Source organism: Pseudolysinimonas sp. (assembly GCF_049651805.1).
GTDB lineage: Bacteria > Actinomycetota > Actinomycetes > Actinomycetales > Microbacteriaceae > Pseudolysinimonas_A.
Map to the genome: position 1 here is coordinate 56,968 of NZ_JBASCU010000011.1, position 22,825 is coordinate 79,792.

A 22,825-nucleotide genomic window follows, 5' to 3' on the forward strand; every position below is an offset into this window, starting at 1 on the left:
GGTTCGGACGCGCCGCCGAACCTGGAGGTCCCGTGTCCTTGGTCCGATCGGCGACTCCGGCGCCCTCGCAGCGCCGCCGTCGTCTCGCGGGCGCCTTCGTCGCAGTTCTGGCAGGCCTCATCGGTCTGCAACTGCTCGTGCCGCTGGCCGCGCACGCCGACGAAGTCGATACCGACAAGTACCCCTACCGCGTGAGCGGCAACGTTCAGCTCGACAACGTGCCGCTCGACGGCGTCGAGCTGAACGTCAAAGGCAACGGCATCGACACCGATGTCGAAACCGACGAGAACGGCCAGTGGGCCGTCGGGGTGCCCGAGAGGAACGCCGACTACACGGTGACCCTCAACGAGGACACCTTGCCCGAGGGCATCGCCGTCGTCGAGGAGGGCAACGAGACTCCGAACGTCAAGGAGGTCACCGTCGGCCCGGGCGGCCGGGTGACCGCGAACTACTTCATCGGTGAGGGCACGCGCAACGTCACCGGCATCTTCGACGTCGTGGTCGAGCGGGTGATCAACGGCCTGAGCTTCGGCCTCATGCTGGCGCTCGCCGCCATCGGCCTGTCGCTCGTGTACGGCACGACCGGTATCTCGAACTTCGCCCACGCCGAGATGGTGACCTTCGGCGCGATCACGACCTTCTTCTTCGCCAACATCTCGGGCTGGCCGATCTGGGTCGCCATGCCGATCGCGGTGGTGCTGAGCGCGGCACTCGGCTTGGGTCTGGATGTCGCGGTCTGGCGTCCGCTGCGGCGCAAGCGGGTGGGACTCGTGCAGCTGATGATCGTGAGCATCGGGTTGTCGCTCGCGCTGCGCTACACCTACCAGTACTTCATCGGCGGCGACACCGAACAGCTCCCGGGGGCGACCGCAGCGGGCATCGACCTGTTCGGCTCCGTCTCGATGACCGTCATCGACATGGTGAGCATCGTCATCAGCATCGTCGCGCTCCTGGCCTTCGCCGCCTGGCTGCTGTTCACCCGCATCGGCAAGGCGACTCGCGCGATCTCCGACAACCCGTCGCTCGCCGCAGCTTCGGGCATCGACGTCGACCGGGTCGTGCGCATCGTGTGGGTGCTCGCCGGTGGGCTCGCGGGGCTCGCGGGCGTGCTGTTCGCCTACTACCGGCCGGGGTTGAAGTGGGACATGGGTGGCGAGGTTTTGCTGCTGCTGTTCGCCGCCGTGACCCTCGGCGGCCTCGGCACCGCCTTCGGAGCCGCTGTCGGGGCGATCGTCATCGGCCTGGTCGTCGAGGTGTCAACCCTCTGGATCCCCGCGGACCTCCGCTTCGCGGCTCCGCTGCTCGTACTCATCGTCATCCTGCTGTTCCGGCCCCAGGGAATCCTCGGCCGCCGCGAGAGGATCGGATAACCCCATGGACTGGCTTCAGATCCTCGAAAACAGTGCGTCGTCGATCATCTCGCCGGCGACGATCGCTTACGCCCTGGCCGCGCTCGGCCTGGCCGTGCACTTCGGCTACGCCGGACTGCTCAACATGGGTATCGCCGGCTTCATGGCCCTCGGCGCATACGGCTACGCGATCACCATCCTCACCTTCGGGCTGCCGTGGTACGTCGGTGTGTTGGTCGGCATCGTCGCGTCGCTGATCTTCGCGCTCATCCTCGGCATCCCGACGCTGCGGTTGCGAGGCGACTACCTCGCGATCGTGACCATCGCGGCCGCCGAGGTGTTGCGCCTGCTGTTCCTCACCTCGGCGTTCGACGACGTCACCGGTTCGGCCGACGGCCTGAGCGGCTATCACACCGAGTTCCGCGCCAACAACCCGATCCCGCAGGGCACCTACGGGTTCGGGCCGTGGGAGTACACCGAGATCGGCTGGTGGGTGCGCATCCTGGGCTTCATCGCCCTCGCGCTGGCCGCCCTCGTCGTCTACCGACTGGTGAACAGCCCGTGGGGCCGGGTGCTGAAGGGCATCCGCGAAGACGAGGATGCCGTGCGCTCGCTGGGCAAGAACGTGTTCGGCTACAAGCTGCAGGCCCTCATGCTCGGCGGTGGGATCGCGGCCCTGGGCGGCATCATCTACGCGATGGACCGCAACGTGAACTCGGGGGTCTACGTGACCTCGCTGACGTTCTTCGTCTACACGGCGCTGTTGCTCGGAGGCGCGGCGACGGTGTTCGGCCCGCTGCTCGGTTCGGTCATCTTCTGGGTGATCCAGACCTTCCTCGGCAACCTGCTGCCCGCGCTGGTCGCGGCCGACATCCTGCCGTTCATGTCGACGATCCAGGCGGCGACGGTGCGCTTCATCCTCACCGGCATCGCCCTCATGTTGATCGTCATATTCAGGCCGCAAGGCATCCTCGGCAACAAGAAGGAGCTGACCTTTGTCAAGTGACTCCTCGCTCCACGCGCCGACCGCGCGTGCCAAGTCGACGGGATTGCACGTCGGCGACGCCGTTCCGGGCGTCGCGAAGACCGATCCGATCCTGGTGGCCGACGGCGTGCGTCGCACCTTCGGCGGTCTGACCGCGGTCGATGTCGAGCACCTCGAGATCCCGCGCAACGCGATCACGGCTCTGATCGGCCCGAACGGCGCCGGCAAGACGACGCTTTTCAACCTTCTGACCGGCTTCGACAAGCCCGACCAGGGCACCTGGACGTTCCAGGGCAACGGCATCTCGGGGGTACCCGCCTACAAGGTGTCCCGCCTCGGTCAGGTACGTACCTTCCAGTTGACGAAGGCGCTCGGCCTGCTCACGGTGCTCGACAACATGAAGCTCGGCGCCAAGGGTCAGCGCGGCGAGGGCTTCTTCTCGGCTCTCATCCCCGCTCTCTGGCGGCCGCAAGACAGCGAGATCGAAGAGCGCGCCATGGGGTTGCTCGAGAAGTTCAAGCTCGACACCAAGAAAGACGACTACGCCGCGAGCCTCTCCGGGGGCCAGCGGAAGCTGCTCGAGATGGCTCGCGCGCTCATGAGCGAGCCGTCGCTCGTCATGCTCGACGAGCCGATGGCCGGCGTGAACCCGGCGCTCACGCAGTCGCTGCTCGAGCACATCCTCGATCTGAAGGATCAGGGGATGACGGTGCTATTCGTCGAACACGACATGCACGTGGTGCGGCACATCGCCGACTGGGTGGTCGTGATGGCCGAGGGCAAGATCGTCGCTGAAGGCGATCCGACGAGCGTCATGAAGAACCCGGCTGTCGTCGACGCCTACCTGGGCGCGCATCAGGAACTCGACCTGGGCGTCGTCACCGGGCGGTTCTCGCCCGAGGAGGCGGATCCGACCACGGATGCGAAGGCCTCCGTCAAGGCGGACGCCGATGCGATCGCCGCCGCCGGAGCCCGAGAAGAGGACGCGAAATGACCGTGACCACGACCACCGCGACCGTCGTCGAGGTTACCGACGTCGTCGCCGGGTACCTGCCCGGCGTCAACATCCTCAACGGCTGCTCGCTCGTCGCCAAGCAGGGCGAGCTGATCGGCATCATCGGCCCGAACGGCGCCGGCAAGTCGACGCTGCTGCGTGCGATCTTCGGTCAGGTCAACGTCCGCAGCGGAACGGTGACGCTTGAAGGCGAAGACATCACCGGGCTCAAGGCGAACAAGCTGGTGTCGCGCGGAGTCGGCTTCGTGCCGCAGACGAACAACGTCTTCCCGAGCCTCACGATCGAAGAGAACCTGCAGATGGGGCTGTACCAGCGGCCGAAGGTCTACGCGGAGCGGCTGGAGTTCGTGACCGGCATCTTCGGCGAACTCGGCAAGCGGCTCAAGCAGCGCGCCGGCTCCCTATCCGGCGGCGAGCGCCAGATGGTCGCGATGTCAAGGGCTCTGATGATGGACCCGAAGGTCATGCTGCTCGACGAGCCGTCGGCGGGTCTGTCGCCCGTGCGGCAGGACGAGGCCTTCATCCGCGTCTCGGAGATCAACCAGGCCGGTGTGACGACCATCATGGTCGAGCAGAACGCCCGCCGCTGCCTGCAGATCTGCGACCGCGGTTACGTGCTCGACCAGGGCCGCGACGCCTACACGGGCACCGGCCGCGAACTGCTCAGCGACCCGAAGGTCACCGAGCTTTACCTCGGCACGCTCGGCGCGTAGAGCGCGCTCTACGACCACAACGAGGAAGCCCCCCGGCCCGAAGGCCGAGGGGCTTCTTCTAGTGCTCTACGGGCTTAGAGGGCGCCGTAGTTGTTGTCTTCACCGTAGACGTAGATGCCGATGGACGCCTCGGTCGGGTCGCCCACCTCGTCGAAGGTGATCGGGCCCGAGATGCCGTCGTAGTCGGCGACTCCACCGCTCAGGATGATGTCGGCGCACTCGGCGTAGGTCGAGCACTTCTCGCCGTCACCCGAACCGCCAGAGACTTCCTGGAGCTTCGCGGCAACCTCGACACCGTCGGTCGACCCGCCCGCGGCCAGCGAGGCCAGGGCGAGAAGGATGACGGCGTCGAACGACTCGGCCGCGTAGGAGTACTCGGTCAGCGCCTCGCCACCGTCGGCAGCGACCCACTCGTCGAGGGCCGCGGTGAACTCACCGAGGTCGCCGATCGAGAGGCCCGGCAGCGTTCCCTTGGCGCCCGTGAGGGAGCCGGCCGGGAAGTCTTCGCCGAAGTTCGACAGGTTGCCGTCGACGAAGTACAGCGTCGCCGGGTCGACCTGGCCGAACAGGCCCGGAAGGATGGTGCTGATCTCGGCGAACGTGATCAGCGCGATGGCGTCGGGGTCAGCCGCCAGCACCTCGCTGATCTGCGTGTCGAACGAGGTGTCACCCGTGTTGTACGTCGGGGCCGCGACGACCTCGCCACCGGCGGCCTCGAAGGCCTCGGTGACGTACTTCGCGAGTCCGGTGCCGTACGAGTCGTTCAGCACGATCATGCCGAGCGTCTGGTGGCCGTCTTCGGCGATCAGGTTGCCGAGCACCTCACCCTGCAGCACGTCCGACGGGGCCGTACGGAAGTACAGGCCGTTGTCGTCGTACGTGGTGAAGGCATCGGAGGTGTTGGCCGGCGAGAACTGGATGACGCCTTCGCCGACGACCTGGTCGATGAACTGCAGCGACGTGCCCGACGACGCGGCGCCGATGATGGCGGTCGGGTCGAAGCCCAGAATGCGCGGAGCCTCGGTCTCGTACGCCTTGTTGTCGGTGTTACCCGAGTCGCCGTACTCGACCTCGACGGTCAGGCCCGTCGACTCGGCGTAGGCGTTGACCTCGCTGGCGGCGTAGCCGACACCGGCCTCTTCGGGCGGGCCGAGGAACGCGAGGTTACCCGTCTGCGGCAGCAGGGTGCCGAGGGTCATCGTGTAGTCGGCGATCGCTTCGGGCTCAGCCTCGGGCGTTGCGGTCGGGGCACAACCCGCGAGCACGAGGGCGCCGGTCGCGAGAATCGCGATACCGCCCAACTTGCTCTTGAGGCCGCGCGACCGGAAGGCGGACGCCTTGGTCGTGATACTCATGTCACTCCTTGAGTGTTCTAAACAGGACAAGGACCGGACAGCGTCCGGTCAGTTGTTGCCACCGTAGTCCGGTAAAGGCTCTACAGCGCTTCCGGACGGTTACAGGCATGTAACAGTGCGGAATCGTTACTTCGAGACTTCGGCTACTGTCGAAGTGCTCAGCCGACTGCCGTGGCCGTTCGCGCGTACTTGTTCTCGGCGTTGTAGGCGACGACAACGTACGTTCCGCGCTCCGGATCACCGTTCCCGTCGAGGTTCACCGAGCCGCTCACGCCGTCGTAGTCCACGTCGGGCTGCGACCGCAGCACGTCGATGCACTCCCCGTAGCTCGTGCACTTGATGCCGCCCACGGATGCCGCCGCGAGCATCCGTGCGATCGAGGCACCGCCGTCGTCGCCCGCGAGTTCGGCGGCGAGCGCGGCGAGCACCGTCGCGTCGTACGCCTCGGCTGCATAGCGGAAGTCGATCACGCCAGGATCTTCTTGCTTGATCTTCGCCTGGAACGCCGCATCTGTCTCGGCTCCCTCAATGAGTCCGTTGACCCCATTGAGCAAGCCGGCAGGCAGCGCCTGCGAGTAATCGGCGAGGTTCTGACTCGTGAGCCAGAGCTTCGAACCCCCGAACCCGGCGGCGGAGAGTTGCGTGATGAGGGCCTTCGTCTGATCGCCGTTGTCGGGAGTGGCGAGCACGACGGCACCCGGCGCCGCCTCCTTCACCGTGGCGACCGCCTCGGCGAGATCCTCGGCGGAGGCGTCGGCGGCCACCTCGACGGCCTCGAGTTCGATGTCGATGCCCTCCAGGGCAGCGGCGAGCGCCGCCGAGAGCGACGACCCGAGGTCGTCGTCGCGGAAGACGACGGCGGCCGACTCGACGTCGCGGTCGGCGAACAGGTCGGCGAGCACGATCGCCTGATGCGGGTACGACGCGATCGTGCGGAAGAAGATGCCGTCATCGTCGAGCGCAGTCAGCTGGGGGTACGTCGCCGCTGGGGAGATGAGCGGGATGTCGGCGTCCGCGGCGAGACCGAGAAGCCGTTGCGACAGCACCGACGACGACGGGCCGACGACGACATCCACTCCCTGCCCGACGAGGTCGGCGAACGACTCTTCGACCTTCTGCGTCGTCGCGTCACCGGAGTCCCGGCTGACGACGACAACGGGAGTGCCGTTCACCCCACCCGCGGCGTTGATCTCCCGAACCGCGGCCTTGACCCCGGCGACCTGCGCCGGTCCGATGAAGGTGACTCCGCCGCTCGAGGGGAACAGGGTGCCGATCTTCAACTCCCCATCACCCGTCGGGGTCGGCGTCGGGGTGGGGGTCGGCGTCGGAGTGGGTGTTGCGGCTCCACAGCCGGCGAGCGCGACCAGCGCGGCGGCGGCGAGCGCCGTCGCGACGACTCGAGCAGAGGTGCGCGGCATCCGGACTCCTTCTTCAGCGACTCCGCCACCCTACCGACCGCGCCAACGTGGTCGACGCAGGCGCGACGCCGAGTCAAAAGCGGGCGTCGAACTCGTCGCAGGTCAAGTTCGGCGGCACCCAGGTGAACCAGGCGTCGGGGCACTCCTTCGCGACATTTCGAAGACCGTCTTCGCTGAAGGCCCGGATGATCTCGGCCGTGTCGGTGCCGACATCGCTCAGGTCGAGCCACCACATGTCGGCGGCGGCGCAGCCGTCCTCGGGGATGGGGATCCCGGTGAGGGTGAGAACCGTCGTCGGCGTCCACTCGGTGTTCGCTCCGCCGTCGCCGATGTCCCAGAAGCCGCGGGTCGTCGCGACCGTGAAGGTCGCCGGCATCGCCCCGGTCGGCGGCACATCCCCACCCTGCGCGGAGGAGATCAACGTCTCTTCGGTGTAGCTGATGCTCGAACCGGCACTGGTGACGGTCACCCCCGCGGTCGGCCTGACGTCGCCGTCGCCGTTGGCGGAGAACGATTGAGAGACGTCGCAGCTGAACCCGCTGAGCGCGACCCCCATGAAGTCTCCGGTGATGACGGCGGAGTCCACCTCGAGGTCGTCACCCAGCCACGGGTCGATCTTCGCGTCCGCGGGCGGGTCCCCGGGACTGCTCGGGCCACTCGGGCTGGTGCAGCCGGCGAGCGCCGCGACGATCAGGGCGGCGACGAGAGTGCGGGATGCGATCATGACCGTCATCCTGGCCGCTCGCCTCCGCTGCCGTCGAGCCCTCTGCTCAGATTGGGTCGACGACCACGCGACGCGGCGGTCGCGACGCGGCGATCATGTCGGCCGTCAACACGATGAGCGCCAGCCAGACCAGCCCGAATCCGATCCACCGCTCGGCGGGCATGGCCTCGTTCAGCACGAGCCAGCCGACGAGGAACTGCAGCACCGGCGTCAAGAACTGCGCCATCCCGAGCCCGACGAGCGGGATGCGACGCGCGCCAGCCGCGAAGAGCAGGAGGGGCACGGTGGTCACGACTCCTGCCGCCAGCATCGCGATGGTGTGGGCAGGTCCGTGGGCGCCGAATTCGAGCCCGCCGCCGACGGTGGCGACGAGCACGAGCTGCGCGACCGCGAGCGGAGCCAGCCACGCCGTCTCGAGCGTCAGCCCGGTGATCGCGTCGACCCGAGCGCCGACGACGCGCTTGACGAGCCCGTAGGCGGCGAAGGTGACGGCCAGCACGATCGCGATCCAGGGGAACGACCCGTACCCGGCGACGATCACGACGATCGCGACGAGGGCGATCGCAAGCGCCGTCCATTGTGCAGGACGCAGCCGTTCGCGCAGCACGATCACGCCGAGCAGCACGGTGACGAGCGGGTTGATGAAGTAGCCCAGCGACGCCTCGATGACGTGCCCGGTCAGCGCGGCGAAGATGTAGACGAGCCAGTTGAGATAGATCGCGATCGCAGCCACCAGCATGAGCAGCGACGTGCGGCGGTCGCGCAGCAGGTCGACGAGCGGGTGCCAGGCACGCGTGATCGCGATGAGCAACACGCACAGCACGAGCGACATGAGGATGCGGAACGCGACGACCTCGAAGGCGCTCGCCGGCGCGAGGGCGATGAAGTACAGCGGGAAGCCGCCCCAGATGGCGTACGCGGCGATCGCGTAGAGGAATCCGGTACGGCTCTGCGCGGGCGGAGCGGACGGCACCGACTCAACCTACTCCGGGTATGCGGAAGGCCCCGCCCGATGCTTCTCGGGAGGCGGGGCCTTCTCAGAGTGTTAGCCGATAACGGCAAGCACGTCGCGCGCCGACAGCACGAGCAGGTCGTCGCCGCCGAACTTCACCTCGGTGCCGCCGTACTTGGAGTAGATGACCTTGTCGCCGACCTTGACGTCGAGCGGGACGCGGTTGCCGTTGTCGTCGATGCGACCCGGTCCGACCGCGACGACTTCGCCCTCCTGGGGCTTCTCCTTCGCGGTGTCGGGGATGACGAGTCCCGACGCGGTGACCTGCTCGGCGTCGACCTGCTTGATGACGATGCGATCCTCGAGCGGCTTGATGGAGACCGACACTGGATGACCTCTTTCTAAAAGACCCTGCTGCTGAAAGTTTGAGTTGGCACAGTCCGACTGAGAGTGCCAGAGACAACCATAGCGTTTCGTTAGCAGTCGTTCAACGCGAGTGCCAATCTCGGTGAGGGGGAGAATGGCCGAATGGATGTCGACGACCTGCGCCGCCTGCTCTCCCCGGAGGGGCTGCGGTTGCTCGACGAGGTCGGCGAACTTCAGCAGAGCGCCGATGTCGTGCGCACCGTCTCCCGGTTGCGGGCGGCCGGGCACGACGGCGGTCTCGTGGCGGCGGTGCTCGAGCAGGCCCGGCTGCGGTCGCGGGCTCGCGCGAAGTTCGGCGACTTCGCCGACCGGATGCTGTTCACCCCCGTCGGTCTCGAACAGGCGACTCGGCTGCGCGTGGCGGCGCTGCACGCCGGGCGCTTCGCCGACGCCGACATCGACGTCATCGCCGACCTGGGCTGCGGCATCGGTGCGGATGCGATGGCGATCGCCGCTCTCGACCTCGGCGTCGTGGCGGTCGAGCGCGACGAACTGACCGCCGCGGTCGCGGCCTTCAACCTGGCGCCCTTCCCGTCGGCACGCGTCGAACTCGGGAATGCCGAGGACGTCGACCTCGCCGGAGTGGGCGCGGTCTGGCTCGACCCGGCTCGCCGCGACGGAACGACCCGCCTCACCGATCCGAGCGACTGGTCGCCTTCGCTCGACTGGGCGTTCGAACTCGCTGATCGGCTGCCGACGGGAATCAAGCTCGGCCCCGGCATCGATCGCGAGCTCATCCCCGACACGAGCGAGGCGCAGTGGATCTCGGTCGACCGCGAAGTGGTGGAACTGGTGCTCTGGTCGGGCTCGCTGGCGCGCCCCGGCATCCGTCGCGCCGCGGTGGTGCTCGGCGGCGGCGGAATCTCGGAGCTCAGCGCCCCGGCCGACTCCCCCGACGCCGACACGGGCGACCTGGATGAGTACCTGATCGAACCCGACGGAGCGGTCATCCGGGCCCGGCTCATCGGCGACCTCGCCCGCAGCCTCGGCGGCCGGATGCTCGACCCGACGATCGCCTGGATCACGGCATCCGAACCTCCCGCGACCCCGTTCGGTCAGTCGTTCCGGGTGTTGGAGCGGATGCCGCTCGACGTGAAGACCCTGAAGCGCGCACTCGCCGCGCGCGGCATCGGCACGCTGGAGATCAAGAAGCGTGGGGTCGACATCGACCCCGCCGCGTTCCGCAAGAAGCTGTCACTCGCGGGCGACGCGAGCGCCACCCTGGTGCTCACCAGGATCGCCGGCTCGCGCACCGCGATCCTGGTCGAGCGCCTCTGAGTCGGCTCAGTGGGGATAGCCGGCTCAGTAGGGATAGCTCGAGTACGCGCCCATGGTCCCCATCCAGGCGAAGAAGATGATCAAGCCGATGATGTAGAGCACGGCGATGGCCGTGAACACGTAGCCGATGATGAGGCCGGCGAGGGCCAGACCGCGCCCGCCTTCGCCGGTGCGCTTGATCTGGTTGAGCGCGATGTGGCCGCAGATGATGCCGCCGATCGGCACGAGGAACCCGAGAATGAGCGCGATGATCGCGAGGGTGTTGGTCGGCGGGGCGTAGTAGCCGGGGGTCGGCGTCTGCCCGTAGGCGGGGTAGGCCGGCTCGGCGGCCGGCGTGGCCGGAGGTGGCGTGGTGCCCTCCGGGGTGGGGACGGGCGGAACCGGGGGCTGAGCATCGGTCATGGGCTCAAGTTTGCACGATCGTGACCGGCAGCGTGGAATCCGCGCCGAAGTCGCCCGAGGGCGGGTAGCCCTCAGCGACCAGTCGGGCCCCGAGAGCCGCAATCATCGCGCCGTTGTCGGTGCACAGCGCCAGCGGCGGGATGCGCAGGGCGACGCCCGCCTCGGCGGCACGCTGCGTCGCGAGGTCGCGCACCCGCGCGTTCGCCACCACCCCGCCACCGAGCAGCAGCCGCGGCACCCCGAGGTCACGGCACGCGGCGATCGCCTTCGCGGTGAGCACATCCGCGACGGACTCCCGGAAGCCGGCCGCGACATCCGCGACGTTGAGGGCGTCACCCGACTGCTCGACGTGCCGGGCGACCGCGGTCTTGAGCCCGGAGAACGAGAAGTCGTAGCGATGCTTGTGCAGGTCTTTGGGATGCGTCAGGCCGCGCGGGAATCGGATCGCGCCGGGGTCGCCCTGGGCGGCCGCCTCGTCGATGCGCGGGCCGCCGGGATAGGGCAGGCCGAGCAGACGGGCGACCTTGTCGAACGCCTCGCCCGCAGCGTCGTCGATCGTCTCGCCGAGCAGCTCCACGTCGCTCGTGAGGTCGCGCACGAGCAGCAGCGAGGTGTGCCCGCCCGAGACCAGCAACGCGATCGTGGGCAGATCGAGCTCTCCCCCGTCGGCTCGCAGCAGGTCGGCTCCGACGTGTCCGACGAGGTGGTTGACGCCGTAGAGCGGCAGCCCGAGCGCGATCGCGAGCGCCTTCGCCGCACCGACACCGACCATGAGAGCGCCCGCGAGTCCTGGTCCGGCCGTCACGGCGACCGCGTCGAGGTCGTGCAACCCGACTCCCGCCTCGACGAGGGCCGCGTCGAGGGCAGGTCGCAGCGCCTCCAGGTGGGCGCGTGCGGCGACCTCGGGCACCACGCCGCCGTACCGGGCGTGTTCGTCCATGCTCGAGGCGATGACGTTGGCCAGCAGTTCACGGCCGCGCACGATGCCGATGCCGGTCTCGTCACACGACGTCTCGATGCCGAGTACCAGGGGCCCGGTCACGTGAGGCTCGTCTCGGGTTCGGGCACCGCGAGGCGCATGATGACGGCGTCGATGCCACCCCGGTAGTACCTCGGCCGCACGGCGATCTGGGTGAACCCCAGTGCCTCGTACAGCGCCCGCGCTCCGGGGTTGTCGGCCCTCACTTCGAGGAAGATCTCGGCGGCGCGCCGGCGGCGCGCTTCGTTGACGAGCGCGAGCACGAGGGTGCGACCGAGCCCTCGACGTCGGGCGCGGTCGACGACGGCGATCGTCTGGATGTCGCCGTGGCCGCTGCCTTCCGGAGCGAGCAACCCCGCGTAGCCGTCGATCCCCCCGTCGTCGGCGACGGCGACCAGGTAGTACCCGTGCTCGCCCGCGATCTCGGATGCCATCGTCGACGACGACCAGGCGTCTGCGGGGAACATGGCGTTCTCGATCGTCATGATCGGGTCGAGGTCGGCCGCCGTCGCACGGCGCAGCACCCAGTTCACTTCGGCACCGGCAGCGTCACGTCGGGCGCGCGCAGGTAGAGCGGCTCGGCGGGCCCGAGCGGGCGGCCGGTGGCGAGCAGCAGCTCGGCGACGAGGCCGAGGGATGCCGCGCTCACCGTCGGCGGGTCGAGCACCGGCACGCCGGGGTGGCGGCTCGCGATGGCGTCGAAACCGTCGCGCAGGCAGAGTTCGGGGCCCTCCAGGCGCACGGCGCTGGGGTCGTAGAGCGACCAGGCGACCTCGCGGCGGCGGGCGTCGGTGACGACCAGCACCCGTTCGGAGTGGCCGAAGGCGATCGCGTCGTGCGACACGACCGGGTGCACCGGCGCTCCGATGCCGAAGGCGAAGGCCCGCGCAGCGGCGATGCCTACCCGCAGGCCCGTGTAGGGGCCCGGGCCCATGCCGGCGACGACGCCCGTGACGTCGCGCGGCTCGAGCCCCCCGTCGGCGAGTGCTGCGCGGAGCAACGTTCCGATCGCTTCGGCGTGGCGACGGGTGCCCGGTTCGTCGGCTTCGGCGAGCACCTGGCCGGCGTCGACGACGGCGACGCTGGTTCCCGCCGAGGTGTCGATCGCGAGCAGCACGGTCAGAAGCCTATGCACTCCCCGTGTGGTTTCGACACGCCGCCTTCGGCGGCTACTCAACCACCGAGGGTGGCATCCAGGCGCTGCCAGCGGGGGCCGTTGCCGGTGATCACCACGTCGCGGGAGTCGTCAACGGCATCCCGGGCGATCGTGACATCGATCCACGACTCGGCGACGCCGTCGAGTTTGCCCGCGCCCCACTCGACGACGACGATCGCCCCATCGTAGTCGAGGTCGAGGTCGTCGAGCTCGCGCGCCGTCGCGAGCCGGTAGGCGTCGACGTGCACGAGCGGCACGCCTGCGGCGGTCGGATGCTCGCGAGCCAACACGAAGGTGGGGCTGGTGACGGCGCCTCGGGCACCGAGGGCGGCACCCAGCCCGCGGGTCAGCGTCGTCTTGCCCGCCCCGAGGGGACCGTCGAGCACGACCAGGTCTCCCGCCGACAGCAGGACGGCGAGGCGTGCCCCGAGCGCCTCCATCGCCTCGGCGTCGGGGATGCTCAGGCGCGTCGTCATCCTGCGTAGGTCCTCGGCACGCGAGCTCCGACCCGGGTGACGATCTCGTAGCCGATGGTGCCGGCGGCGCGCGCCCAGTCCCCCGCGCTCGGCGCACCGGTCGCGGGGTCGCCCCAGAGCACGACTCGGTCGCCGATCGCCACCGGGTCGTCGCCGACGTCGACCAGGAACTGGTCCATCGCAATGCGACCGACCTGGGGGTAGGTCGTGCCGTGGATGGCCACCGTGCCGCGTCTCGAGGCTGCACGGGGCACCCCGTCCGCGTAGCCGAGCGCGACGAGCGCGAGGGTGGTCTCTCGGCTGGTGCGATCGATGAAGCCGTACGACATCCCGGTGCCGGCCGGCACGCGCCGCACCGCGGTGACGCTGCCCGCGAGTTCCATCACGGGTGTGAGGCCGAGCTCGGCGGGGTCGACTCCTTCGTCGTACTCGACTCCGTAGAGTCCGATGCCGAGCCGCACCAGGTCGAGCCGGGCGTCAGGGCGGGTGAGCGCCGCCTCGGTCGATGCGATGTGCCGCAACTCGGGATCGAGGCCGGCATCGTGCGCGGCGTCGATGAGTTCGGCGAAGAGCGCGATCTGGCGGTCGTCATCTTCGCGGGAGGTGTTGGACAGGTGCGAGAAGATGCCGCGCACGCGCAGCCGTCCGCCCCGTTCGTGATCGGCGGCGCGGGCGAAGGCCGAGATCGCTTCGGCGGAGGAGAAGCCATTGCGGCTCAAGCCGGTGTCGACCTTGAGCTGCACGGTCGCCCCCACGGCTGCGGCCCGCTCGAGCTGATCGACCGTGCTCACCCCGAGGTCGATGTCGCTCTGAGCGGCGGCGGCCGCGTCGAGGTCCGGCCCGTGCAGCCACGACAGCACCGGGGTCGTGATGCCGGCGGCGCGCAGCTCGAGCGCTTCACCGAGGTCGGCGACGCCGAGCCAGTCCACCCCCTCGTCGGCGAGCGTCCGGGCGACGCCGACCGCTCCGTGCCCGTACGCCTGCGCCTTGACGACCCCTAAGACCAGCGCGGGGGCCACCGCCGCCGTGAGCACCCGCAGGTTCGACCGCAACGCGGCGAGATCGATGCGGGCTTCCCTCAAGCTCATGCCGGTTCCTGAGTAGCCGGCTTCGCCGGCGTGTCGAAGGACTCCACGATGACCTGCGCGATGGCGACGCCCGCGTCGTGCGACATCGAGAGATGGATGTCGGTGATGCCGCGCTTCTCGGCGATCGCCGCCGCCGCGCCGGAAAGTCGCATCGAGGGGTTGCCTTCGGCATCCGACACGACCTCCATGTCGTGCCAAGTGACGGCGGTGGCATCGCCGAGGGCCTTCATGAGGGCTTCCTTCGCCGCGAATCGGCCGGCGAGCGAGCGCAGCGGAAGATCGCGTTCGCTGTGGGCGAACAGGCGCTCGCGGAGGCGAGGGGTACGCCCGACAGCCCGTTCGAACCGAGCGAGGTCGACGATGTCGATCCCGATCCCCGCTATCGCCACCGGGGTTACTCCACCGTGACGGACTTCGCGAGGTTTCGCGGCTGGTCGACGTCGAGACCCTTCGCCGTCGCCAGCTCCATCGCGAAGACGTGGAGCGGCACCACGGCGAGCAGCGGCTCGAACAGCGGCCCGGCAAGCGGGATGCGGATGACCTCGTCGGCGAACGGCAGCACCTCGACATCGCCGACTTCGGCCACGGCGATCACCCGGGCACCGCGGGCGCGGATCTCCTGGATGTTCGAGATGACCTTCGGATGCAGCGAGTTCGGGTCGCGCGGCGAGGGCACGACGACGATGACGAGCTGGCCCGGCTCGATGAGCGCGATCGGGCCGTGCTTGAGCTCACCGGCGGCGAAGCCCTCGGCGTGGATGTAGGCGAGCTCCTTGAGCTTGAGCGCGCCCTCGAGGGCGATCGGGTAACCGGCGTGGCGACCGAGGAACAGCACGGACTGCACCGCGCCCATCCACTGCGCGAACTCCGCGATGCGCTCCCCCGACGATTCGACGACCTGGTCGAGCTTCGCGGGCAGGTTCAGCAGCTCTTCGGTCAGCGCCGCCACTGCGGGGACATCGAGGGTCCCCCGGATCGTCGCGAGGTGCAGACCCAACAGGTAGAGGGCGGTGATCTGCGCCACGAACGCCTTCGTCGATGCGACAGCGACCTCGGGTCCGGCGTGCGTGTAGAGCACGGCGTCGGATTCCCGCGGGATGGTGGCGCCCTGCGTGTTGCAGATCGACAGGGTGCGCGCACCCTTGGCCTTCGCGTACTGCACCGCCATGAGCGTGTCCATCGTCTCGCCCGACTGGCTCACCGACACCACGAGCGTGTTCGGCCCGACGACGGGGTCGCGGTAGCGGAACTCGTGCGAGAGCTCGACATCGACCGGAATGCGCGTCCAGGTCTCGATCGCATACTTGCCCACCATGCTCGCGTAAGCCGCCGTTCCGCAGGCGAGCACGACGATCCGGTCGACACCGGCGAGGATGTCGGCGACGCCGTCGAGTTCCGGCAGGGTTACCGCCCCATCGACGACCCGCCCCAGCAGGGTCTTGCCAACCGCCTCGGGCTCTTCGCTGATCTCCTTCTTCATGAAGGTCGGCCAGCCGCCCTTCTCAGCCGCGGAGGCATCCCAGGCGATCTCGAACTCGCGGGTCGTCACGGGCGCGCCGTCGAAGTCGGTGACCTCGACCGAGTCGGGGCGGATGGTGACGATCTGGTCTTGCCCGATCTCCATCGCGCGACGGGTGTGCTCCACGAAGGCGGCCACGTCGGAGCCGAGGAAGTTCTCGCCCTCACCGAGCCCGATCACCAGCGGCGAGTTGCGGCGCGCGCCGACGACGACGCCGGGCTGGTCCTGGTGGACGACGAGCAACGTGAACGCGCCGTGGAGGCGAGCGACGGCGCGGCGCAGGGCCTCGGTGAGATCACCGGTCTCGCGGTAGAGCCCGCCGACGAGCAGCGCCGCGACCTCGGTGTCGGTCTCGCTCGAGAACTCGGCGCCGGCATCGGTGAGTTCGCGCTTCAGCTCGGCGAAGTTCTCGATGATGCCGTTGTGGATGAGGGCGAGCTTGCCGTCATCCCCCAGGTGCGGGTGGGCGTTGCCGTCGGTCGGACCCCCGTGGGTCGCCCAGCGCGTATGCCCGATGCCGGTGTGACCGTCGGCGATCGGCGTTCCCTCGAGCTCGTCGCCGAGCATCCCGAGCTTGCCGGCCTTCTTGCGGATGCCGAGGTGCCCGCCGTCGTCGAGAACGGCGACGCCGGCCGAGTCATAGCCCCGGTACTCGAGTCGCTTGAGGCCCCCCATGAGCACTTCGAGGGTGCTCCCGGGGCCGACGTATCCGACGATGCCGCACATGAGACTCGATTCTATGTTTACCTGTCAGCGATGTCCGACCCCGGCACTGCGCACAGCGGGTCCACACCGTTCCTCGAGATTGATCGGGCGGAGTGGGCCGCGCTCGCCCCGTCGACCCCGCTGCCGCTGGGTGCCGGCGAGGTGGAGCGGCTCCGCGGGCTGGGCGACACGCTCGACCTCGCCGAGGTGGCGGAGGTCTACGTGCCCCTCAGCCGCCTGCTGAACCTGTACGTGGCCGGCGCCCTCTCCACCGGATCCGCCGTGCACGAGTTCCTCGGGCAGCCCGTGCGGCCGACGCCGTTCGTGATCGGGGTCGCGGGTTCCGTGGCGGTCGGCAAGTCGACGATCGCCCGCCTGTTGCGCGAACTGCTCTCCCGTTGGCCCGATACCCCGAGCGTCGAACTCGTCACCACCGACGGATTCCTGCTGCCGAACGCCGAACTCGCCCGCCGCGGCCTGATGGAGCGTAAGGGATTCCCCGAGAGTTACGACCGTCGCGCCCTGCTGAAGTTCGTGTCCGCGGTGAAGAGCGGAGCCGCCGAGGTACGCGCACCCGTCTACTCGCACCTCGTCTACGACGTCGTGCCCGACGAGCAGATCGTCGTGCGCCGACCCGACGTGCTGATCGTCGAGGGCCTCAACGTGCTGCAACCGCCCGCCTCAGGCCGCCTGGCGGTGAGCGACCTGTTCGACTTCACGATCTACGTCGACGCACGCTCGAGCGACATCGAGCGGTGGTACGTGGAGCGGTTCCTGCGCCTCCAGCGCGGAGCGTTCGCCGACCCCTCGTCGTACTTCCACCGCTATGCGGAACTGAGCGAAACCGAAGCCGTCGAGCGTGCCCGCCGGATCTGGAACGAGATCAACGGGCCGAACCTCGCGCAGAACATCCTTCCCACCCGCGCGCGGGCATCGCTCGTGCTGCGCAAGGGCGCCGATCACACCGTGTCGACGGTGTTGCTGCGTAAGGTCTAGCCGGCGTCGGTGCCGACGCGCTCCAGCAGGAACACCGGGATCTGCCGGTCGGTCTTCTTCTGGTAGGCGGCGTAGGGCGGGTAAGCCGCCACCGAGCGCTCCCACCAGATCGCCTTCTCATCGCCGTGCACCTCGCGGGCGCGGTAATCGCGCTTGTCGGAGCCGTCCTGAAGTTCGACGAGCGGGTTCGCGACGAGATTGAAATACCATTGAGGATGCTGCGGTGCACCGCCGCGGGACGCCACCACCGCATAGACGCCGTCGTGTTCGACGCGCATGAGCGCCGTCTTGCGCAGTTTGCCGCTCTTCGCTCCGAGCGTCGTCAGCACGATGACCGGCATCCCGGTGTCGTACAGCGTCTGCGCTTCGGTGCCTCCGGACGCCTCATACCGTTCTGCCTGTTTGCGAGCCCAGGCGCTCGTGCTCGGCGCGTACTCCCCCTGCAGCGGCATCCTCTAATCCAATCCGGTTCCGTACCTGTCGATCAAGTCTCCCTGAACCGTGAAGGTATAGCTGGCGGAGTAGTAGTCGTTTCCGAGGTAGACGCCGAACCGCGGCACACCGTCTTCGTCGGCGCGCAGCGATGGATAGAGGGCGGTGAAGTCCGTCCAGCGGGTGTCGGCCTTCGCGCGTGCGACGAGGTCACCCACGATGGAGAAGTCGATCGTCGATGCGTCGAAGAGGCCGACGACGGCGCCGCTGTACGGCCCCTGTTTGCTCGCACGTCCGTAGCGCCACTCGTACTGATCGGTCGTCGTCGCGCCCACGTACGTCGGTGCCTCGACAAGCACATAGCTGTCGTAGAAGTTGACCGCGACGAAGTCGTAGGACCCGATCACCGCAGCGAGGTCATCGATGGCATCCTGCTGATGCAGCCCGGTGCGCATGTCGTTGCCGTCCCACCGGCCCTGGGCGATGTTCGTGACCGTCCACCCGATCGTGCGATACGCGGGGATCAAAGCCAGGGCGACGCCGGCCAGCACTAGCGCAATGGTGAGGGCCCGGCTCGCCCAGTGAACCGCTTCGCGCGGTCGCGGCTCCGGCATGTTCGCGAGTACCGCCGGGTCGAGCGGCTCCCCGTTCAGGGTGGCGCCGGTAGCAGGCACGGCCGTCGGCTCCGGGTTGAGCACCGCCTCGGTGGGGACCGGCCGGGTGCGCGTCGAGCCGATGATTCCCGGCACTGTCCCCGGCGCTGTGAGCTGCTGCTGCTTGCGCCGCCGGCTGCCGAGGAAGCCGGCCGCCGTCAGCAGAACCGGCAACCCCACCGCCCATCCGATCGTGTAGAGCGGGTCACCGGTGACGATCGCCCCGAGGATGCTGCCGATTACCGCGCCGGCGCCCAACACCAGCACGATGCGCACCATGGCGGCGAGTCTAGAGTCCTCGAGGCCTCGGAATCAGCTTTCGATCGACAGCCGCGAGCGAACGACCTCAGCGAGCTCCGCCGCGAGCGATTCCGCGGCGTCGGCATCCGCGGCCTCGACCATCACCCGAACCAGTGGTTCCGTGCCCGACGGTCGCAACAGCACGCGTCCGGTGTCACCGAGACGACCCTCGACGCTGCGCACGGCTGCGGTGACTTCGGCGTCGGAGTCGAGCCGAGTGAGGTCGACGTTGCGAACGTTGACGAGAACCTGCGGATAGACGGTCATCACGGTCGCCAGCTCGGCGAGGCTCCGCCCGCTGCGCACGACCTCGGCCGCGAGTTGCAGTCCGGTGAGCAGCCCGTCACCTGTCGTCGAGTGGTGCCGGAAGACGATGTGACCCGACTGCTCACCGCCGAGCGACAAGCCATGCTCGGCGATCGCTTCCAGCACGTAGCGGTCGCCGACCGCGGTCTCCAGCAGACGGATGCCGTGCTCGGCCATTGCGAGGCGCAGGCCGAGGTTGCTCATGACGGTGGCGACGAGAGTGTCGTCGGTCAGCATCCCCCGGTCGCGCAACGAGATCGCGAGGATCGCCATGATGCGGTCGCCGTCGATCACCTCGCCCGTGTGGTCGATCGCCAGGCAGCGGTCGGCGTCACCGTCATGCGCGATGCCCAGATCCGCCCCGAGTTCGAGCACTTGCTCGCGCAGGGGCCCGAGATGCGTCGACCCGAGCCCGGCATTGATGTTGAGCCCGTCGGGGTCGTTGCCGATGACGGTGACGGTGGCTCCGGCGTCGGTGAACAGTTGCGGCGAGATGCCTGCCGCCGCGCCGTTCGCGCAGTCGATGACGATGTGGAGCCCGTCGAGCCGTTGGCCCCCGAGTGTGCCGAGCAGGTGCACGAGGTAACGGTCTTCGGCGTCGGCGAACCGGCGGATGCGGCCGACATCCGCGCCCGTCGGCAGCAGTTCGGGGCTCGCTAGGGCTTCCTCGATTCGGTCTTCGACCTCGTCGGGCAGCTTCGTGCCACCGTAGGCGAAGAACTTGATGCCGTTGTCGGGCGCCGGGTTGTGCGACGCCGACACGACGACCCCGAAGTCGGCGCCGATGTCGTCGACGAGGAACGCGACGGCCGGCGTCGGGATGACCCCCGCATCCAATACGTCGATTCCCGAGCTCGCGAGACCCGCGGCGACCGCGGCCGAGATGAACTCGCCCGAGATGCGCGGATCGCGCGCGAGCACCGCCCGCGGGCGGCGTCCTTCGGCACGCCGACGCTCGGCGTGCCGACCTTGGGTCAGAACCGTCGCGGCAGCCTGCGCGAGGCCGAGGGCGAAGTCGCCGGTGATGACGTCACCGTTCGCGAGCCCCCGGACTCCGTCGGTGCCGAAGAGTCGAGCCATGAGCGCGAGCGCCCGAAGACTAGCGCTTCGAGAACTGCGAGGCCTTGCGGGCCTTCTTGAGACCGGCCTTCTTGCGCTCGATCACGCGGGCATCCCGCGTGAGGAAGCCCGCCTTCTTGAGTGCGGGGCGGTTGTTCTCGCGGTCGATCTCGTTGAGCGAGCGGGCGATCGCGAGGCGAAGCGCGCCGGCCTGGCCCGAGGGGCCACCGCCGGTGATCTTCGCGATCACGTCGTAGCTGCCCGTGAGGTCGAGCACCTTGAACGGGTCGGTGATGAGCTGCTGGTGCAGCTTGTTCGGGAAGTACTCCTCGAGCGTGCGGCCGTTCACCGTGAAGGTGCCGGTGCCCGGGTTGATGCGAACGCGCGCGATGGCTTCCTTGCGACGGCCCACGGCTGCGCCGGGAACGTTGAGGATGCGCGGAGTGCGCGGCTCGACAGCCTGCTCGCTGGGAGTCTCGGTGCTGAACGAGGTCAGCACCTCGTCGGAAACGATGTCTTCGATCTTGGCCATGGTTCCGGGGTCCTTACTGGGCGACCTGAGTCAGGGTGTAGGCCTTGGGCTGCTGCGCAGCATGCGGGTGCTCGGCGCCCGCGTAGACCTTGAGCTTCTTGATCTGGGCGCGGCCCAGCGAGTTCTTCGGCAGCATGCCGCGGATGGCCTTTTCGACCGCACGCGTCGGGTGCTTCTCGAGCATCTCGACGTAGGTCTGAGCCGACAGGCCGCCCGGGTAGCCCGAGTGGCGGTAGGCCAGCTTCTTCTCGAGCTTCTGGCCCGTGAGGGCGACCTTCTCTGCGTTGATGACGATGACGAAGTCACCCATGTCCATGTGCGGGGCGAAGGTGGGCTTGTGCTTGCCGCGCAGCAGGGCGGCGGCGTGGCTGGCCAGGCGACCGAGCACGACATCGGTCGCGTCGATGACGACCCAGTCGCGCTGGATGTCCGCCGGCTTGGGGCTGAACGTACGCGTCACAGGAGAGACTGCTTTCTTCGAGGAGATCGTGAATCCCGCTCCGGTGAGCGTTCGCGGCGTGCTCTTCAAAGATGCAGTGGCGCGAACCCTGCGGTGGAGGGCTCGGATCGTCGCTTCCGGGGTGGAGGCAACCTCGTAAGACTAGTCCAGTGTCTGGTCGGGGTCAAACGAGCGACGAGACTCACCTATAGTGCTCGCGTAATGGGGTGCGTGCCTCATTTGGGATCTGCTCGCGAAACGCTGGCCCCGCGTCGAGCGCTGGTGTGTGCTGGCGGGATGGGCTCGTTGTCGATGTCGACCAAGCGTGAGATCACGAAGAAGTATGCCCGCGGGTACGCGGCTGCGTCGAAGAAGGCGCGGGGGCGGATGCTGGACGAGCTGGTCGCGACGACGGGCTGGTCGCGCGCGAACGCCCGCCGTCAGGTGACCGCCGCGGGAACGCGACGCGGGCCGCAACGGGCGGCGAGGCGGGCGCCACGGCCGCGGACATACGGGTATGACACGCTGCGGCTGCTGATCTGTGTGTGGATGCTCGCCGGTCAGCCGTCGGGGAAGTACCTGGCCGCGACGATGGGGATCTGGCTGCCCAAGCTCATCGAGCACGGCGAGTTCGGTGACGACGCGCACCGGCTGAACGAGCACACCCGGACGCAGCTGCTGACCGTGTCCGGGGCGACGATCGACCGGCTGCTCAAGCCCACCCGGGACGGGATGCGGCTGACCGGAATCTCGGGCACCAAAGCCGGGCCGCTGTTACGGACCTCGATCACGGTCCGCAAGGCCGGTGACGAGCACGAGCAGACCCCCGGGTTCTGCGAAATCGATCTGGTGCTGCACTGCGGTCCGACACTGAAAGGCGAGTTCGCCCGCACCCTGACCGTCACCGACGTGCACACCGGGTGGACCGAGAACATCGCCCTCAAGAACGGGGCGCACCGGTGGGTGCTCGAAGCGATGCCCGTCGTCGAGACGCGGCTGCCTTTCCGCCTCACCGGGATCGACAGCGACAACGGTGGTGAGTTCATCAACGAGGCACTCATCGGGTGGGCCGGCGAGCGTGGCTTGTTCTTCACCCGGGCGCGCCCCTACCACTCCAACGACAACGCCCACGTCGAGCAGAAGAACGGCGACGTGGTGCGCCGCCACGCATTCCACTACCGCTACGACACCCCGGCCGAGCTGCGGCTGCTGAACGAGCTCTACGCCCTCGTCAGAGTGCGGCTGAACCTGTTCACCGCGACCACGAAAGCGATCGGCTACCGCACCAACCGCAACGGCAAGAACGTCCGCGTCTACGACCAGCCCCGCACCCCCTACCAGCGCGTCATCGACTCCGGCGTCCTCACCACGGCGAGAGCCGCCGAGCTGACCGCGCTGTTCAAGAACACGAACCCCGCCGAAGTCACCCGCAAGATCACCGCGATCCAAACCCGCCTGATCCACCTCGCCGCTGCCAAGACCACCGCGCTCAGCGCCGGAATCTCGCGAGCAAAACCCGGTGAGGCACGCACCCACCTTTCGCGAGCATCTTGACGTGAGGCACTACG

General features: G+C 68.6%; 25 protein-coding genes. 7 read left to right on the plus strand and 18 right to left on the minus strand.

The window, feature by feature from the left end; all coding sequences use genetic code 11:
• Nucleotides 1-38 precede the first annotated feature (38 nt).
• From WBL06_RS01965 to WBL06_RS01980, 4 genes are read left to right on the plus strand one after another with little or no spacing between them, the layout of a single operon-like run.
• On the plus strand, nucleotides 39-1,370 hold the full coding sequence (locus WBL06_RS01965; protein WP_424454317.1) for a branched-chain amino acid ABC transporter permease: 1,332 nt from the start codon (nucleotides 39-41) through the stop codon (nucleotides 1,368-1,370).
• A gap of 4 nt (nucleotides 1,371-1,374) precedes the next feature.
• Nucleotides 1,375-2,355 carry a branched-chain amino acid ABC transporter permease gene (locus WBL06_RS01970; protein ID WP_424454293.1) on the plus strand — a complete coding sequence of 327 codons (981 nt, stop codon included), beginning with the start codon at nucleotides 1,375-1,377 and terminating at the stop codon, nucleotides 2,353-2,355.
• A 43-nt stretch (nucleotides 2,356-2,398) separates the two neighbouring features.
• Complete coding sequence (locus WBL06_RS01975) at nucleotides 2,399-3,328, plus strand: ABC transporter ATP-binding protein (RefSeq protein WP_424454318.1); 930 nt, start codon at nucleotides 2,399-2,401, stop codon at nucleotides 3,326-3,328.
• Nucleotides 3,325-4,062, plus strand: coding sequence for an ABC transporter ATP-binding protein (locus WBL06_RS01980; RefSeq protein WP_424454294.1), 738 nt, complete (start codon nucleotides 3,325-3,327; stop codon nucleotides 4,060-4,062). The genes WBL06_RS01975 and WBL06_RS01980 overlap by 4 nt, the downstream gene beginning before the upstream one ends.
• Nucleotides 4,063-4,136: 74 nt before the next feature.
• Here the strand turns inward: WBL06_RS01980 and WBL06_RS01985 are convergent, their stop codons facing one another.
• From WBL06_RS01985 to groES, 5 genes are all read right to left on the minus strand, one after another.
• Nucleotides 4,137-5,417 carry an ABC transporter substrate-binding protein gene (locus tag WBL06_RS01985; protein WP_424454295.1) on the minus strand — a complete coding sequence of 427 codons (1,281 nt, stop codon included), beginning with the start codon at nucleotides 5,415-5,417 and terminating at the stop codon, nucleotides 4,137-4,139.
• A 158-nt stretch (nucleotides 5,418-5,575) separates the two neighbouring features.
• Entirely contained in the window at nucleotides 5,576-6,835 is a 1,260-nt protein-coding gene (locus WBL06_RS01990; protein ID WP_424454296.1) for an ABC transporter substrate-binding protein, read from the minus strand.
• Between the two features lie 73 nt (nucleotides 6,836-6,908).
• Nucleotides 6,909-7,559: a hypothetical protein gene (locus WBL06_RS01995; RefSeq protein WP_424454297.1), complete on the minus strand. Its 651-nt coding sequence runs from the start codon at nucleotides 7,557-7,559 to the stop codon at nucleotides 6,909-6,911.
• 46 nt (nucleotides 7,560-7,605) lie between these two features.
• Nucleotides 7,606-8,532: an EamA family transporter RarD gene (gene rarD, locus WBL06_RS02000; RefSeq protein ID WP_424454298.1), complete on the minus strand. Its 927-nt coding sequence runs from the start codon at nucleotides 8,530-8,532 to the stop codon at nucleotides 7,606-7,608.
• A 72-nt stretch (nucleotides 8,533-8,604) separates the two neighbouring features.
• Entirely contained in the window at nucleotides 8,605-8,898 is a 294-nt protein-coding gene (gene groES / locus WBL06_RS02005) for a co-chaperone GroES (protein ID WP_191283535.1), read from the minus strand.
• 141 nt (nucleotides 8,899-9,039) lie between these two features.
• On the opposite strand from groES, the gene WBL06_RS02010 reads away from it, so the two are divergent.
• Nucleotides 9,040-10,215, plus strand: a complete 1,176-nt coding sequence (locus WBL06_RS02010) for a THUMP-like domain-containing protein (protein WP_424454299.1) — start codon at nucleotides 9,040-9,042, stop codon at nucleotides 10,213-10,215.
• Nucleotides 10,216-10,239: 24 nt separating this feature from the next.
• Here the strand turns inward: WBL06_RS02010 and WBL06_RS02015 are convergent, their stop codons facing one another.
• The 8 genes from WBL06_RS02015 to glmS are packed head-to-tail and all read right to left on the minus strand — an operon-like array spanning nucleotide 10,240 to nucleotide 16,561.
• On the minus strand, nucleotides 10,240-10,617 hold the full coding sequence (locus WBL06_RS02015; RefSeq protein ID WP_424454300.1) for a DUF4190 domain-containing protein: 378 nt from the start codon (nucleotides 10,615-10,617) through the stop codon (nucleotides 10,240-10,242).
• Nucleotides 10,618-10,621: 4 nt separating this feature from the next.
• Nucleotides 10,622-11,659 carry a tRNA (adenosine(37)-N6)-threonylcarbamoyltransferase complex transferase subunit TsaD gene (tsaD, locus tag WBL06_RS02020; RefSeq protein WP_424454301.1) on the minus strand — a complete coding sequence of 346 codons (1,038 nt, stop codon included), beginning with the start codon at nucleotides 11,657-11,659 and terminating at the stop codon, nucleotides 10,622-10,624.
• Complete coding sequence (gene rimI, locus WBL06_RS02025; protein ID WP_424454302.1) at nucleotides 11,656-12,129, minus strand: ribosomal protein S18-alanine N-acetyltransferase; 474 nt, start codon at nucleotides 12,127-12,129, stop codon at nucleotides 11,656-11,658. Before rimI ends, tsaD begins: the two co-directional genes overlap by 4 nt.
• The gene (tsaB, locus tag WBL06_RS02030) at nucleotides 12,126-12,713 is read right to left on the minus strand and encodes a tRNA (adenosine(37)-N6)-threonylcarbamoyltransferase complex dimerization subunit type 1 TsaB (RefSeq protein ID WP_424454303.1); all 588 of its coding nucleotides are present in this window, start codon (nucleotides 12,711-12,713) and stop codon (nucleotides 12,126-12,128) included. The genes rimI and tsaB overlap by 4 nt, the downstream gene beginning before the upstream one ends.
• A 56-nt stretch (nucleotides 12,714-12,769) precedes the next feature.
• Nucleotides 12,770-13,228 carry a tRNA (adenosine(37)-N6)-threonylcarbamoyltransferase complex ATPase subunit type 1 TsaE gene (gene tsaE / locus WBL06_RS02035; RefSeq protein ID WP_424454304.1) on the minus strand — a complete coding sequence of 153 codons (459 nt, stop codon included), beginning with the start codon at nucleotides 13,226-13,228 and terminating at the stop codon, nucleotides 12,770-12,772.
• On the minus strand, nucleotides 13,225-14,316 hold the full coding sequence (alr, locus tag WBL06_RS02040; protein ID WP_424454305.1) for an alanine racemase: 1,092 nt from the start codon (nucleotides 14,314-14,316) through the stop codon (nucleotides 13,225-13,227). The genes tsaE and alr overlap by 4 nt, the downstream gene beginning before the upstream one ends.
• The gene (locus tag WBL06_RS02045) at nucleotides 14,313-14,705 is read right to left on the minus strand and encodes a holo-ACP synthase (protein WP_424454306.1); all 393 of its coding nucleotides are present in this window, start codon (nucleotides 14,703-14,705) and stop codon (nucleotides 14,313-14,315) included. Before WBL06_RS02045 ends, alr begins: the two co-directional genes overlap by 4 nt.
• A 5-nt stretch (nucleotides 14,706-14,710) precedes the next feature.
• The gene (gene glmS / locus WBL06_RS02050; protein WP_424454307.1) at nucleotides 14,711-16,561 is read right to left on the minus strand and encodes a glutamine--fructose-6-phosphate transaminase (isomerizing); all 1,851 of its coding nucleotides are present in this window, start codon (nucleotides 16,559-16,561) and stop codon (nucleotides 14,711-14,713) included.
• A gap of 30 nt (nucleotides 16,562-16,591) precedes the next feature.
• Here glmS and coaA point away from each other — a divergent pair, with 30 nt between their 5' ends.
• Nucleotides 16,592-17,536 carry a type I pantothenate kinase gene (coaA, locus tag WBL06_RS02055; RefSeq protein WP_424454308.1) on the plus strand — a complete coding sequence of 315 codons (945 nt, stop codon included), beginning with the start codon at nucleotides 16,592-16,594 and terminating at the stop codon, nucleotides 17,534-17,536.
• Here the strand turns inward: coaA and WBL06_RS02060 are convergent.
• Genes WBL06_RS02060 through rplM form a run of 5 tightly spaced genes read right to left on the minus strand, consistent with a single transcriptional unit; the run spans nucleotide 17,533 to nucleotide 21,278 of the window.
• A complete protein-coding gene (locus WBL06_RS02060; RefSeq protein ID WP_424454309.1) occupies nucleotides 17,533-17,988 on the minus strand; it encodes a nitroreductase family deazaflavin-dependent oxidoreductase in 456 nt (151 codons plus the stop codon). The two genes, coaA and WBL06_RS02060, sit on opposite strands and share 4 nt — an antisense overlap.
• A 3-nt stretch (nucleotides 17,989-17,991) precedes the next feature.
• Nucleotides 17,992-18,900: a hypothetical protein gene (locus WBL06_RS02065; protein WP_424454310.1), complete on the minus strand. Its 909-nt coding sequence runs from the start codon at nucleotides 18,898-18,900 to the stop codon at nucleotides 17,992-17,994.
• A 33-nt stretch (nucleotides 18,901-18,933) separates the two neighbouring features.
• Complete coding sequence (gene glmM, locus WBL06_RS02070; protein WP_424454311.1) at nucleotides 18,934-20,307, minus strand: phosphoglucosamine mutase; 1,374 nt, start codon at nucleotides 20,305-20,307, stop codon at nucleotides 18,934-18,936.
• A 19-nt stretch (nucleotides 20,308-20,326) separates the two neighbouring features.
• Nucleotides 20,327-20,818, minus strand: coding sequence for a 30S ribosomal protein S9 (gene rpsI, locus WBL06_RS02075; protein ID WP_424454312.1), 492 nt, complete (start codon nucleotides 20,816-20,818; stop codon nucleotides 20,327-20,329).
• Nucleotides 20,819-20,831: 13 nt separating this feature from the next.
• Complete coding sequence (gene rplM / locus WBL06_RS02080) at nucleotides 20,832-21,278, minus strand: 50S ribosomal protein L13 (RefSeq protein ID WP_424454313.1); 447 nt, start codon at nucleotides 21,276-21,278, stop codon at nucleotides 20,832-20,834.
• A 291-nt stretch (nucleotides 21,279-21,569) separates the two neighbouring features.
• On the opposite strand from rplM, the gene WBL06_RS02085 reads away from it, so the two are divergent.
• Nucleotides 21,570-22,811 carry an integrase catalytic domain-containing protein gene (locus tag WBL06_RS02085; protein ID WP_424454314.1) on the plus strand — a complete coding sequence of 414 codons (1,242 nt, stop codon included), beginning with the start codon at nucleotides 21,570-21,572 and terminating at the stop codon, nucleotides 22,809-22,811.
• Nucleotides 22,812-22,825: the final 14 nt, after the last annotated feature.